The sequence below is a fragment of the Pseudomonas sp. HTZ2 genome (genome assembly GCF_033173945.1).
Classification (GTDB): Bacteria; Pseudomonadota; Gammaproteobacteria; order Pseudomonadales; family Pseudomonadaceae; genus Aquipseudomonas; species Aquipseudomonas guariconensis.
This window is the reverse complement of record NZ_CP137332.1, coordinates 2,718,825-2,732,850: the sequence shown is the minus strand read 5'-3', so window position 1 is coordinate 2,732,850 and position 14,026 is coordinate 2,718,825. Positions and strand designations below refer to the sequence as shown.

The window sequence follows — 14,026 nt, the reverse complement described above, 5'->3', positions numbered from 1 at the left end:
ACGCTCCTGGTGTTCAAGATTGTTGTATCAGCAGGTTGACCGGAAACTCCGCCAGCACAGTATTCAAATACAGCTCCTTTGAAGGGCTGACAGCCGCACTGGAAAAAAGTCCCAAGCAAGTGGCAGACGACAAGGCAAACGGCAAGATCAGCCGTGTATCGTCCCAGTTCTGCGCTGGGATCAAGGGCACAGGGGCGTCGCCGAGCAGGGGGGCGCACAGGCGCGGCACTACCACGATGGCCCGGGCATCCTCGCCCAGGCGTGCGAACGCCAGCACCTTGTCGGCGTGCCGGCCATGCACGGTCAAAGGCAGGTAGGCGCCGCGTTGGAACAGCTGCGGATGGGCCTGGCGGGCATCTAGAACCCGGGCGATCAGCGCCTGCTTGACACGCCCATCGCGCCAATGCGCCAGCAGCTCGGCCAGCGGCACGCTGTCGTCCAGGCTCGCGCGGCGCGCGGCGTAGTCCACCGGGCGACGGTTGTCCGGGTCGACCAGGCTCAGGTCCCAATACTCGTTGCCTTGGTAGAGATCCGGTACGCCGGGGCTGGTCATGCGCAGCAGGCACTGAGCCAGGCCGTTGAGTGCGCCGGCAGAGGCGATGTGCTGCGCGGCGTCGTGAAGCGAGCGGCGCAACTGTTGGTTTTGCGGCCCCAGCAACAGCTCGTCAACGTAGGTCGCGCAGGCTTGCTCGTAGGCGTCGTTCGGTGCGCTCCAGCTGCTGCGCAGCTTGGCCTCGCGCAGGGCCTTCTGTTGCCACTGGCGGACCCGCTCGGCATAACGGCCCAAGGCTCCGAGGTCCTGCAGGTCCAGCTCCAGCGGCCAGCTGCCGAGCAGCGTCTGGTACAGCAGCAGTTCGTCCGCCGGGCTCGGTGCCGGGCCGTCGTTCAATGACTGGCGCAGTGGTGTGGCGAGCTCGCGCCAGTGCTCCACCCGGCTGGCCAGCCAGGGGCCGTGTTCGCTCAGCACCGCCAGGCGCGCGCGGCAGTCCTCGCCGCGCTTGTGGTCGTGGGTGGCGGTGGCCAGCAGGTTGTCGGGAAAGTCCCGCAGGCGCTGCTGGGCCTCGTTGTGGAACCAGGTGGCATCGGCGCTGAACCGTTCGGCTTCGAAGCCCACATCGTTGCGCGACAGCAGGCGTCCTGAGCGATAGAACGCAGTGTCTTCCACGGCTTTGGCCGCGCTCGGTGCCGTCAATTGCTGAAAGCGCACGCAGGCATGGCGCAGGTGCTTGCGGGGCAGGCCACGGGGCAGTTGGCGCCAGGGTTGGCCGCCCAGCCAGTGCTGCAGATGATCGAGCAGTGGCCAGTCGGCTTCAGCCAGGCTCTGCCGGGCGCCGGCCAGGGCGTGTTGGAAGAACGCTTCGTCTTCGGCCGGACGGCCGCAGGCATTGATGTAGGTGCGGTACACCGGGTAATGCTCGACCAGCGCCTGCAGCGCCCGCCGGATCGCGCCGAGGGTCAGGTCGCGGGTCATCAGGTCGCCACGGGCCACCTGCAACAGGGCCTGGGCCACGGACTCACAATCGCCGGCCAAGCCGGCATTGAGCACCAAGTGGCGAGCCTGGCGCACTTCCTCGGGAAAGTCCGGGCGTTCGCTGATACTGCTCCACAGCTCGGTCAAAGGGGCTTCGCCGGCCGGGTCGTGCTGCAACAGCGAGACTTGGTTCATGAATTCGTAGCCGGTGGTGCCGTCGGTGCGCCAGTCTAGGTGCAGGTGCTCGCCTGCCCCGAGGATCTTCTCCACATAGATCGGAAAATGCGCTACGGCGGCCTGCACAGGGCGGCGGGCGAGCAGGCGCTCGACCCGTCGGCGCAGCTTGCGGCAGTACTGGCGAGGATCGGCCAGGCCGTCGATATGGTCGATGCGCAGGCCGTCCACCAGGCCTCGTTCGATCAGCTCGAACAGCTTGGCGTGGGTTGCCTCGAACACCACCGCACGCTCCACGCGTAGCCCGCCCAATTCGTTGATGTCGAAAAAACGCCGCCAGTTGATGTCATCGGCCGCAGTGCGCCAGCTGGCCAGGCGATAGGTCTGGTGTTCGAGCAGCAGGTGCAGGCGTTTCAGACCCGCTTCGGTGCGGCTGTCGAACGCGGCCAGGGCGCCGTCGAGGCTCGCGCCTTCGGCAACCAGGCGCGCCAGCTCGGCCTGCAGGGGCAGGGCGTCGGTCAACGGATCGGCGGCCTCGCGCAAGGCACTGAAGTGTTGAGCCAATGCTTGCAAAGCGGGGTGTTCGCTCTGGCCGAGGATTTGCCCGTAGTCCAGCGGGCAGATGGGGAAACGGTGCTCGTAATGGGCGACTTGCAGCACGCCTTGGTCGCTGTCGAACGTCAGCGGGATCTCGCCGTTGTGCAACGCCACGCCGTAGTCAGTGCCCAGGAACGGCAGCAACAGTTGCCCGGCCAGCAGCGGGTCGCTGGAGTGCCACTGAATGTCGAAGAATTCTGCGTAGGGGCTGCGCCGGCCCCAGGCCAGCAGGCTCTGCCACCAAGGGTTGTCGGCGCCGCCCACGGCCATGTGGTTGGACACCGTGTCCAGGATCAGCCCCATGCCATGCTGGCGCAGCGCGGCGACCAGGCGTTCGAGCGCCGCTTCCCCCCCCAGCTCCGGATTGACCTGGGTCGGGTCGACCACGTCGTAGCCGTGGCGCGAGCCCGCCCGGGCCTTGAGAATGGGCGAAGCGTACAGGTGGCTGATCCCTAGGCGGGCGAAGTAGGGCACCAGGGGCACCGCATCGTCCAGGGTGAAGTCACTGTGCAATTGCAGGCGCACCGTGGCGGTCAAGGGTTTCATCGGTCACGCTCCCAGGCTTGTTCGCGGGCTTGGGCCAGCAGCTCCAGGCGGCGGGCGGCGTCTTCGTCGTCAAGCAGCTCGCGCACCGGGCGGGCGAAGCGGCGACGCCAATTGGGGTGGCCATCGGTGGTGCCGGGCAGGTTGGGCTGTTCGTCGCAGCCCAGCAAGTCTTCCAGGGGGACCAGCACCAGGGGGGCACGGGTATGTCCGACGTAGCGGATCGCCGCGTCGATCAACGCATCGTCGTCAGCCAGGGCGCCATAGTTCTGCTCCAAGGTGCGGCGCAGGCCATCACGCTCCCGTTGGCGGGTGTGGCGCCAATGCAGCTCGGCGGCCGCGTCCACCAGTTGCAGGCGATGGCTCCAGTCGATGTCGCGCGCTTGCAGCCAGCCGGCCAAGGGGGCGAGATCGTGGGTGCCGGTAGTGGCCAGGGCGTTGTCCGGCCAGTCGAGAATCGGTTTGAAATGCCCCGGCGGTTGTTGCTCGAACGGCAGCACGCGCATGCCCAGCACGGCCTTGGCCGCCAGGGTTTCGCGCAGGCCTTCGGGCACCGTGCCCAGGTCTTCACCCAAAATCACCGCCCGGTGGCGCACCGACTCCAGGGCCAGCAGGCGCAGCAGGTCGTCCAGCGGGTAGTTCAGGTAGGCGCCCTCGCTGGGCCGCGCCCCCCGCGGGATCAGCCACAGCCTGCGCAGGCCCATGACGTGGTCGATACGCAAGCCGCCGGCGTGGGCAAGGTTGGCGCGCAGCATTTCGATGAAGGCGCGGTAGCCGTTGCGCTTGAGGCCTTCCGGAGAGAAGGCGCAGATACCCCAATCCTGGCCCTGGCGGTTGAGGATATCGGGAGGGGCGCCGACCTTGAGATCGGCCAGCAGTTCGTCCTGGCGGCTCCAGGCCTGGCTGCCGGCGCCGTCGGCGCCCACGGCGAGATCCGCGATCAGGCCCACGGCCATGCCGTTGCCGCGCGCGGCCTCCTGGGCGCGTTGCAGGCCGCGTTCGGTGAGCCACTGGCAGAAGGCATGGAACTCGACCTGGGCCGGGCAGGCGCTGGCAAAGGCTTCCACCTCCGGGTGATAAGGGTCGTGCCAGGCCGATGGCCAGTTGCGCCAGTCAGCACCCAGGCCTCGGGCTACCGCTTCGGCCTGCAGCACCTGGAACCAACAGTGGTGCAACAGGGCCTGGCCACCGGCCTCACGGTAGCTGTCGAAGTCCTTTTGCAGGGGGTGAGCGCCCCGGCTGAAGTCCTTGTACAGCGCCTGCAGCAGCTGTTGCCTGGCTTCGGCGGCGCGGGGCCAGTCCACCAGCGGCAGTTGCTCGAGCTCATCGAGCAGCGGCTGCAACTGGCACGCCTCGATCGCCATGCGCACTTCCCGCTCGCCCAGCAGTGCGGCGGGGCTGGCGTACAGCGTGTTGAGCAGCAGGCGGCTGGAGGGGGAGTAGGGGCTGTAGTGGCGCTGGTCGATCGCCGACAAGGCGTGGATCGGGCTGATCGCCAAGGCGTCGGCGCCTCGTTCCGCGGCGGCTCGGGCCAGTTGCTCCAGGGCCAGGCAGTCGCCGTAGCCGCCGTCACCGGGGCGTCGCAGACTGTACAGTTGGACCGCAAGGCCCCAGCACCGAGGCGGTGATTGCTCGGTTGCCTCGTCCAAGGCATGGCAGCGCGCAGGCGCGACCGCCAGGGTGAACGGGCGGTCGTCGATGTTCAGTTGGTGATAGCCCACGGGCAGCTCCCCCGGCAGCTGCGCCTGGCCATCGAGGGCCAGGGTCAACGGGTCACCGTTCTCGAGGGTGCACTGCACCGGGCTGCCAGGGGCGAAATAGCGCGCAAGGTCCAGCGGCAGGCCCACATCGGCGGTGAGCATCGGCGGCACATGGTCGGCATCGTCGGCCTCATCGAGCGCCTGGAGGCTGGCGGCGATAGCGGTTTCGTCTTCGGCCGGGTGGCCAAGGCCTGCCAGCACCTGGCGCAGGACGTCATCGCTGACCCGTTGGGGGCGGTCGTTGGCATCGACCCAATCGCGGGCCAAGCCCACCCGCGCGGCCAGTCGGTGCAAAGGCAATTCGCTCATGGAGCCTCCTGGTCGGGTGGCAGCAGGCTGACCACGCAACTGTGCGCGGGCAGGGTAGTGTCGAGATGCGCGGTGTCGCTGCTGTCGAACAACCAGCGCTCGACTGGAGGCAGTGCTACCGATTGCGGCTCGCTGGCCAGGTTAAGGTCGATCCGCAATTGGCTTCCGTCGCCCAGGCGCCAGCGTGCGGTCAGGGCCTGTTCGCCCAGTACCGTGGCGCCCAGGGCGCGACTGCCAGGCAGGCGTGGGGTGAGATGCAGGCGGCGCAGGGTCAGCAGGCGCTGGTACAGCCCGTGCCAGCCGGCCACCACATCCTGCGCTGCGAGCTGCGAGGCGTCGAAGGTGGCCTGGGCGTTGGGGTCGGGGATGCGTTCGCGCTGCGCAGGGTCGGCGAACGCAGCGAAGTGGGCGAACTCGGCACGGCGACCTTCGCGCACCGCGTCGGCCAGCTCATCGTGATGATCGGTGAAAAACAGAAATGGCCGGCGGCTGCCTTCTTCATCGCCCATGAACAGCAGTGGAATCATTGGCGCCAGCAGCAGCAAGCCGGTGGCCGCGCGCAAGGCCGGGGGCGGGCAGAGGCGGGTCAGGCGTTCACCCATTGCCCGATTACCGATCTGGTCGTGGTTTTGCAGAAACAGCACGAACGCACTGGGCGCTAAGTGCCCGCTGGGCTCGCCCCGTGGCGTGCCATGGCGGTTGGCCTGGCCCTGGAAGACAAACCCCTCGCTCAGGCTGCGGGCCAGTTTTTCGATCGGACGATCCTTGTAGTCGGCGTAGTAGCCTTCCGTTTCGCCGGTCAACAGGACATGCAAGGCGTTGTGGCCGTCGTCGTTCCACTGGGCGTCGAAGCCCTGCTCGAGCAGCGAGGCCTGGTTGTGTTCGTTCTCCAGCACCAGCCATACCTGACGACCTGGGGCCACGGCGGCACGTACGCGCTGGGCCAGTTCGATGAGAAAGTCCGGCTGGTCGATGGCATGCACCGCGTCCAATCGCAGGCCGTCGAAGCGATAGTCGCATAGCCACATCAGGGCATTCTGGATGAAGAACTCGCGCACCTGGGGCCGGCGAAAATCGATGGCAGCGCCCCAGGGCGTCTGCCGGTCTTCGCGAAAGAACGTGCTGGCGTACTGATGCAAGTAGTTGCCGTCGGGACCGAAGTGGTTGTAGACCACATCGAGCAGCACCATCAGGCCATGGCCATGGGCCTCGTCGATCAAGCGGCACAGTTCGGTCGGACTGCCATAGGTGTGCTGCGGGGCGAACGGCAACACGCCGTCGTAGCCCCAATTGCGCGTCCCCGGAAACGCCCCCAGCGGCATCAGCTCGATGGCCGTGATGCCTATCTCGGCCAGGCGCGGCAGTTCGCGCATGACTCCGGCATAGCCGCCCAGCAAGCCGACATGCAGCTCCTGGATCACCGCCTCGTGCCAAGGTCGGCCTTGCCAGGGGTGACGCCAGGGATAGCTGGCGGTGTCCACCACTTGGCTGGGTCCCTGCACGCCCTCGGGCTGGTAGCGCGACGCGGGGTCGGGCACCTGCAGGGTGTCATCGATTCGGTAGCGATAACGGTCGCCCGCCTGGCAAGGCGCCAGGCCGGTGAACCAGCCATCTGCTTCAGGCAGCAGTTCGACCGCAGGTTGTTGCTCCAGCTGCAAGCTCACGCTGCGCGCATCGGGCGCCCAGAGGGCGAAGCGCGCCGACGTGGCGTCCAGCAAGTGTGCGCCATGCCTTTGCATCTTCGGTGCCCTCGTTCAGTAGTGGCCAGCGTGGGCCTGACAGACCAGCTCCTCGTACAGCTTGGCGTAGGGTTCCACGGCCTGGCACCAGTTGAAGGGCTGGGTCATGGCCAGGCAGCGCATGGCATTGAGCAGGTCTTTCTTGCCGTGCACGTAGAACGCCCGGCTCAGGGCCTCGCGGTAGCTCTCGACAGTGGACGCGTCGAACAGGAAACCGGTGACTCCGTCCTCGATGGTGTCGGCCAGCCCACCGGTGTTGCGCGCCACCGGCAGCGAGCCGAAGCGCTGCGCGTACATCTGGCTCAGGCCGCAGGGCTCATAGCGCGACGGCATCAGGAGGAAGTCGCTGCCTGCGAACATGCGTCGTGCATCGGTTTCGTTGAAGCCGATGCGCACGCCGATGCGCCCCGGGTAGCGCAGGGCCAGCTCGCGCATGGCCTGTTCTTCCTCAGGTTCGCCTCGACCGATAATGGCGATCTGGCCACCTTGTTTGACGATGTAGTCGGCCACGCCCAGCGTCAGGTCCAGGCCTTTTTGGTACACCAGGCGCGAGACCACGGCGAACAATGGCCCCTGCGATGCCTCGAGTTGGAACAGCGTGCGCACTTCTTGTGCGTTGCGCGCCTTGCCGTCCCAGTCGTTGAGGCTGAAATTGTGCTGCAGGTGCTTGTCGGTGGCCGAATCCCAGCTCTCGTCGATGCCATTGGGAATGCCGCCGAGCAGGCCCTGCTGCGCCTTGCTGGCCAGGAAGCCATCCAGCCCGCAGCCGAATTCGGGCGTGGTGATCTCCCGGGCATAGGTGGCGCTCACGGTGGTGATATGGCTGGAATAAGCCAGGCCCGCCTTGAGGAACGACAGCTTGCCGTAGAACTCCATGCCTTCCTGCTGCAGGGCATGGTCAGGGATGGCCAGCTCCGGGCAGCAGGCACGGCTGAACACGCCCTGGTAGGCCAGGTTGTGGATGGTGAACAGGGTCGGGGTGTTCAGGCCGCGCCAGTGCATGTACGCCGGGGCCAGGCCTGCCGGCCAGTCGTGGGCGTGCACCAGGTCGGGGCGCCAGTGGATCATGCCTTCGCCGGCGGCGATTTCCGCAGCGGCCAGGCCCAGTCGGGCGAAGCGGATGTGGTTGTCCGGCCAGTCGCGGCCATTGTTGGCGCCATAGGGCGTGCCGTCGCGCTCGTACAGTTCGGGGCAGAGCAGGACATAGATGACCAAGCCGTCGGCCAGATCCATGCGGCCGATCTTGCAGGGTGGCAGCGCCGCGTGCCCACCCAGTTCGCCGACGATATGGATGGGGTTGTCGCTGTCGACCACCTGGCGGTAGCCAGGAATCAACACACGGACATCGTGCAGATGGGACAGGGCCCGGGGCAGGGCCGAGGACACGTCGCCCAAACCCCCGGTCTTGACCAGGTCGGCGATTTCCGATGTGACGAACAGGATTTTGCGTTTGTGCGGGTTGTGACGGCGCTGGGCGCCGGGTGCCTTGGCTGTCGTGGCGAATCCTGGCGGCAGCGGTTCGCGGTTGTCCGGGGTGAATGTATCTACGTGAGGTTCGACAGCGGCACTGATCATACTTCTCTCCGTCCCTTGTATCGGGTGGCTGGCACCCTTTGGCGTTATGTCGTGTTGGTTCTCTCTAGTTCAAATCTTCATAGTGCGGTCCATGCCCCAGAGTGGTGCGCACAAGCACCGTGCAATCGGCGTTCCAGCCGAAGGCAGTTGAGCTGTTTGGGGTGTGGGTGGGCCGAAGCGGGGAGGTCCCCTGTGCATTGGCCTACTTAGTTCCTGACCTGCCGCTTTGTTGGAAAGTTTCTTTTTTTTTCCGTCCGGTTACCCAGACGGTTTGGCGGGCAGAATCCCGAGTGTAGGAGAGGTTGCGTTACATTTGTGACCCGCTGGTCATTTAAATGATGACCGTGGGTCCGCGCAAACGTTGGCGGGTTGTCACAGGATGTTAATGCCGAAGGTAGAGGGGCCGCCTGAAAGGCAGCCCAGGACGCGAAAGGGTGCCTAGGCACTCCAGCGATCAATCGGTGGGCAATAGTGAGGAATGGTGCTGGCTGATCAACCAGCGTTCGCCGTCCCAGCGATAGGTGAAGGTGTAACGTGCCGCCACTTGTTGGCCGCTGGCGGCAAGATCAAAGGTATACAAACCGGCCAGGGTCGCCTCGTTGCAGCTTTGGCGTAGGTGATAGGTGTCGAGTTTGCCGCTGGGGCGCTTGGCCAAAAAGTGTTCGAAGTAGTCAATGCGCGCCTCACGGGTCTGGCGAGGAATCCTGGAAACGGTCGGCAGCAGCAGGGCGTCGTCCTGATAAAGGCTGGCGACCTGGTGTGGATCGCCGCTTTTGAGGCTGTCGTTCCATTGCGTGAACAGCCCCAGCACTTCCCTTTCGCTGGCGGTCTTGCACAGAGCTGCCGTGGCAGGGGCCGACAGGCCGACAAGCCCGATGAAAGTCAGGATCAACCTGTATTTGGATGAGGTCATGCGCGATCTCCGCTCAAAGCAGGCAACACAAGCCTGCGACGCGGCCACTGTAGGAAGGGCGGCGACAGCGAACTATCGGAATCCGGTACGGAGGATGAAGGGAGAATCTTGTCGAGTGGGAGCCATCAGCTCCCACCAGTAGCGATGAAAGATCAGATGCGAATGGCTTTGTCGTCTTCGCAGCGGGCCTGCTCGAGCAACTGATTCAACTGGGCGACCTGCTGGCGCAATTGGTCGCGTTCGTCCTTCAGGCGGCGCAGCTCGTCACGGCGCACGGTGACATAGAGGGTCTGGGTGGGAGTGGAAGGCATCAGGGTACCCATTGGAACACCTCGCGGTTCTGGCTGGTGACAATTTCAAGCGTAGACGCTTGGCGCGGCGCGCATTCTGAATTCTTTTCCTGGCCTTGGGAACTTTTTTGTTTATCGTTGTCGCCCCGTTCGTCGGTGAACCCTCGAACGGAGCACTGGACTAATCTGAAAACCTGAACCGCGTTGTCATCCATTTCATAAGGGGAGCATCGACACATGCAACTGGGAATTGTCGGGCTGGGCCGCATGGGCGGCAACATCGCGAGGCGTCTGATGCTCGCAGGGCATCGGACCGTGGTCCACGACCGCAACCGCGACGCGGTGATGACGCTGGAGAGCGAGGGCGCCCAAGGGGCACACGACCTGGGAGCGCTGGTGCAGAAGCTCAAGGCACCTCGCGCGGTGTGGGTAATGCTGCCTGCCGGTGAGCCCACCGAGCAGACCATCGCCCAGCTGGCCGAGCTACTGGAGCCGGGCGACGCGATCATCGATGGTGGCAACACCTTCTATAAGGACGACATGCGCCGGGCCGCCGAGCTGGCCAAGCTGGGCCTGCATTATCTGGACGTCGGCACCTCCGGTGGCGTGTGGGGCCTGGAGCGCGGCTACTGCATGATGATCGGTGGTGAGAAGGACGTATTCGAGCGCCTCGAGCCGCTGTTCAAGGCCCTGGCCCCTGGCGTAGGCGACATCCCCCGCACCCGGGGCCGCGAGGGTGAACATGGCCGCGCCGAGCATGGCTATATCCATGCAGGGCCTGCCGGAGCCGGGCACTACGTGAAGATGGTGCACAACGGTATCGAGTACGGCTTGATGCAGGCCTACGCCGAAGGCTTCGACCTGCTGCGCAGCAAAGGCGGCAACGAACTGCCCGAAGACCAGCGCTTCGACCTGGACGTGGCCGAGATCGCCGAGGTCTGGCGTCGCGGCAGCGTGGTGACCTCCTGGCTGCTGGACCTGACCGCCGACGCCTTGGTGGCTGACCCGCAATTGGCTCAGTTCAGTGGCTCGGTGTCCGACAGCGGCGAAGGCCGTTGGACCATCGATGCCGCCGTCGAGCAGGCCGTGCCGGTGCCGGTGCTGTCCAGTGCGCTGTTTGCCCGTTTCCGTTCGCGCCAGCAGCAGGGCACCTATGGGGACAAGATCCTCTCGGCCATGCGCCTGGGCTTCGGCGGCCACGTCGAGAAAGGCAAATGACGGCACAGCGCATCCCGGCCGCGCCGCCCTGCACGTTGTTCCTGTTCGGCGCCAACGGCGATCTGGTCAAGCGCCTGCTGATGCCGGCGCTGTACAACCTCAGCCGCGATGGCCTGCTGGACCGCAACCTTCGCATCGTTGGTGTCGACCACAATCCAGCCACGGCCGAGGCGTTCGCAGAGCGCCTGCATGCCTTCATGGTCGAGCGCGACAAAGGCGGGGAGGGCTCCAACAAGTGTCTGGATGACAAAGTGTGGGCGCGCCTGGCCAAACGTCTGGACTACCAGATCGGCGATTTCCTGAACCCGGCCACCTATGAGGCCATCGGCAAGCGCATCGACAAGACCGCCCATGGCAATGCCATCTTTTACCTCGCCACCTCGCCGCGCTTCTTCCCGGAAGTGGCGCAGCGTCTGGGAGATGCCGGGCTGCTCGATGAGTCCGGCGGCGGTTTTCGCCGGGTGGTGGTGGAAAAACCCTTCGGCACCGACCTGGCCAGCGCCGAGGCGCTCAACGCCTGCCTGTTGGGGGTGATGAGCGAGCGGCAGATCTACCGGATCGACCATTACCTGGGCAAGGAAACGGTGCAGAACATCCTGGTCAGCCGGTTCTCCAACGGGCTGTTCGAGTCGTTCTGGAACAACCATTACATCGACCACGTGCAAATCACTGCGGCCGAGACCGTCGGTGTCGAAACCCGTGGCGCCTTCTACGACAACACCGGCGCCCTGCGCGACATGGTCCCCAATCACCTGTTCCAGTTGCTGGCCATGGTCGCCATGGAACCGCCGGCGGCCTTCGCTGCCGATGCGGTGCGCAGCGAGAAAGCCAAGGTGATCGGGGCCATCCGCCCCTGGTCGCAGAAGATGGCCCTCAAGCACTCCGTGCGTGGCCAGTACGTGGCCGGCAAGCAGGGCCGCAAGCGCCTGGCCGGGTATCGTCAGGAGCCGAACGTCGACCCTCAAAGCCGCACCGAGACCTATGTTGCCCTCAAGGTGATGATCGACAACTGGCGCTGGGCCGGGGTGCCGTTCTACCTGCGCACCGGCAAGCGCATGAGCGTGCGCGACACCGAGATCGCCATCTGCTTCAAGCCGGCGCCGTATGCGCAGTTCCGCGAGTCGGAACTGGAACGGCCCAAGCCCAACTACCTGAAGATCCAGATCCAGCCCAACGAAGGCATGTGGTTCGACCTGCAGGCCAAGCGTCCCGGGCCTGAGCTGGTGATGGAAAACGTCGAGCTTGGTTTTGCCTACAAGGACTTCTTCAAGATGACCCCGGCGACCGGTTACGAGACCTTGATCTACGACTGTCTCACCGGCGACCAGACCCTGTTCCAGCGCGCCGACAACATCGAGAACGGTTGGCGCGCCGTGCAGCCGTTCCTGGATGCCTGGGCCAGCGGTGGTGAGGTCCATGAATACCCCGCCGGCGAAGATGGCCCCGCGGCGGGCGACGAGCTGCTCACGCGTGACAAGCGGGAGTGGCACACCTTGGGATAAAGGGCTGCGATGGGGCGCAAAGCGCCCCCAAACCGACCGTCTTGCAAAGGAGCGCCCATGCCAGCCCCGATCGAAGACTACGCGTTAGTGGGCAACTGCCGCAGCGCCGCCTTGGTCAGCCGCGACGGCTCCCTGGATTGGCTGTGCGTCCCGCGTTTCGACGCCCCGGCGGTGTTCGCCGCGCTGTTGGGCAATGAAGAGAACGGCCGCTGGCGACTGGCGCCCAGCGACCTGGTCGAAACCGTCACCCGCCGCTACCTCGATGACACCTTGGTGCTCGAAACCACCTACACCACTGCCAGCGGCCGCGCCCGGGTCATCGATTGCATGCCCCTGGGCGAACACAACGCCGTGGTCCGCATCGTCGAAGGCTTGGCCGGCGAAAGCGCCTTCGAGATGGATCTGGTACTGCGTTTTGACTATGGGCGCAGCGTCCCTTGGGTAGAGAAGCTCGACCCGCACACCCTCAGTGCGGTCGCCGGCCCTGACCGGATGATCCTGCGCAGCACGGAGCCTGTGCACTCGCGCGACTATCACAGCGTCAGCCGCTTTCGCGTTCTGGCCGGTGAGCGCCAGGTGTTCAGCCTGCGTCACCAGCTCTCGCATCTGCCGCCACAACCGGACTTCGACGTCGACCAGGCCTTGGAAACAACCATCGCCCAGTGGCAGGCCTTCGCCGCCCGCTGTCCGGATGTCGGCCCTTGGACGCCCTTGGTCCGCCGTTCCTTGCTCACCCTCAAGGCCCTGACCTACGCCCCCACCGGTGGCATCGTTGCCGCCGCGACCACTTCCCTGCCCGAGCGTGTGGGTGGCGAACGCAACTGGGATTACCGCTACTGCTGGCTGCGCGATGCCACCATGACCCTGTTGGCGCTGATGAACCTCGGCTACTTCGATGAGGCCCAGGCCTGGCGGGAATGGCTGCTGCGTTCGGTCGCCGGCAATCCCGAGCAAATGCAGATCATGTACGGCCTGGCCGGTGAGCGCGACCTGCAAGAGTTCACCCTGCCGTGGCTGAGCGGTTACGAGCACTCCCGCCCCGTGCGTATCGGCAACGCCGCCTCGGGGCAGTTGCAGCTGGACATTTATGGCGAGCTCGCCGATGCCATGACCCAGGCCATCCGCGGTGGCCTGCCCCGGCATCCGCGCAGCTCGGCCATTGCCCGCGCGATCCTGCCGTACCTGGAGCGCATCTGGCGTAAGCCGGACGAAGGCATCTGGGAAGTGCGCGGCGGGCGGCAGCACTTCGTGCATTCCAAGGTCATGGCCTGGGTCGCCTTCGACCGCGCCGCAAGCCTGGCCGACACCACCGAGGAAGACCGCGAACGAGGCCGGCACTACCGCCAAGTGGCCGATCAGATCCACCGCGAAATCTGCGAACAGGGGCTCGACCCTACGCGCCAGTACTTCGTCCAGGCCTATGGCTCCCGGGAAGTGGACGCAAGCCTGTTGCAGATCGCCCTGACGGGCTTCCTGCCTGCAGACGATCCACGCTTTCTGCGCACCCTGGCGCAGATCGAGCAGCGTCTGCTGCGCAACGGCTTGCTGCTTCGCTACGACAGCGACCGCTGTAGCGACGGCCTGACGCCGGGGGAAGGGACGTTCCTGGTGTGTTCGTTCTGGCTGGCGGACGTGTACGTGTTGCTCGGGCGGCAGCAAGAAGCCCAGGCCTTGTATGAGCGACTGGTCGGGCTATGCAACGACGTGGGCCTGCTGGCCGAGCAGTACGACCCGGTGGGTAAGCGGATGCTGGGCAATTTCCCGCAGGCGTTCAGCCATATCGGGATCATCAATACGGCGTTGAATCTGCACCGGGCGCAGTGTCCGGTGCGGGATCGGGCGGAGTTTTCCGACGCCAGTGTCACCCCTGTGGAAGCGGGCTCAACCGCGATGGGCGCGCGTAGCGCGCCCAAATAGCCGGTGGTGCCCCATGGG

The 14,026-nt window shown here is 65.6% G+C and carries 9 protein-coding genes; 3 read left to right on the top strand and 6 right to left on the bottom strand.

The window, feature by feature from the left end:
* Window positions 1–13: 13 nt before the first annotated feature.
* From R6G97_RS12670 to R6G97_RS12645, 6 genes are all read right to left on the bottom strand, one after another.
* Complete coding sequence (locus R6G97_RS12670) at window positions 14–2,788, bottom strand: malto-oligosyltrehalose synthase (RefSeq protein WP_317847056.1); 2,775 nt, start codon at window positions 2,786–2,788, stop codon at window positions 14–16.
* Window positions 2,785–4,854: a 4-alpha-glucanotransferase gene (gene malQ, locus R6G97_RS12665; RefSeq protein ID WP_317847055.1), complete on the bottom strand. Its 2,070-nt coding sequence runs from the start codon at window positions 4,852–4,854 to the stop codon at window positions 2,785–2,787. The genes R6G97_RS12670 and malQ overlap by 4 nt, the downstream gene beginning before the upstream one ends.
* On the bottom strand, window positions 4,851–6,593 hold the full coding sequence (treZ, locus tag R6G97_RS12660) for a malto-oligosyltrehalose trehalohydrolase (protein WP_317847054.1): 1,743 nt from the start codon (window positions 6,591–6,593) through the stop codon (window positions 4,851–4,853). Before treZ ends, malQ begins: the two co-directional genes overlap by 4 nt.
* A gap of 15 nt (window positions 6,594–6,608) precedes the next feature.
* Window positions 6,609–8,168, bottom strand: a complete 1,560-nt coding sequence (gene glgA / locus R6G97_RS12655) for a glycogen synthase GlgA (RefSeq protein WP_043212048.1) — start codon at window positions 8,166–8,168, stop codon at window positions 6,609–6,611.
* A 454-nt stretch (window positions 8,169–8,622) separates the two neighbouring features.
* Window positions 8,623–9,081, bottom strand: coding sequence for an SgcJ/EcaC family oxidoreductase (locus R6G97_RS12650; RefSeq protein ID WP_043212046.1), 459 nt, complete (start codon window positions 9,079–9,081; stop codon window positions 8,623–8,625).
* Window positions 9,082–9,233: 152 nt separating this feature from the next.
* Complete coding sequence (locus R6G97_RS12645) at window positions 9,234–9,404, bottom strand: DUF6026 family protein (protein WP_167358085.1); 171 nt, start codon at window positions 9,402–9,404, stop codon at window positions 9,234–9,236.
* 204 nt (window positions 9,405–9,608) lie between these two features.
* On the opposite strand from R6G97_RS12645, the gene gnd reads away from it, so the two are divergent.
* Genes gnd through R6G97_RS12630 form a run of 3 tightly spaced genes read left to right on the top strand, consistent with a single transcriptional unit; the run spans window position 9,609 to window position 14,008 of the window.
* Window positions 9,609–10,589 carry a phosphogluconate dehydrogenase (NAD(+)-dependent, decarboxylating) gene (gnd, locus tag R6G97_RS12640; RefSeq protein WP_043212045.1) on the top strand — a complete coding sequence of 327 codons (981 nt, stop codon included), beginning with the start codon at window positions 9,609–9,611 and terminating at the stop codon, window positions 10,587–10,589.
* On the top strand, window positions 10,586–12,091 hold the full coding sequence (gene zwf / locus R6G97_RS12635; RefSeq protein WP_043212043.1) for a glucose-6-phosphate dehydrogenase: 1,506 nt from the start codon (window positions 10,586–10,588) through the stop codon (window positions 12,089–12,091). Before gnd ends, zwf begins: the two co-directional genes overlap by 4 nt.
* Window positions 12,092–12,148: 57 nt before the next feature.
* Window positions 12,149–14,008 carry a glycoside hydrolase family 15 protein gene (locus R6G97_RS12630; protein ID WP_317847053.1) on the top strand — a complete coding sequence of 620 codons (1,860 nt, stop codon included), beginning with the start codon at window positions 12,149–12,151 and terminating at the stop codon, window positions 14,006–14,008.
* Window positions 14,009–14,026: the final 18 nt, after the last annotated feature.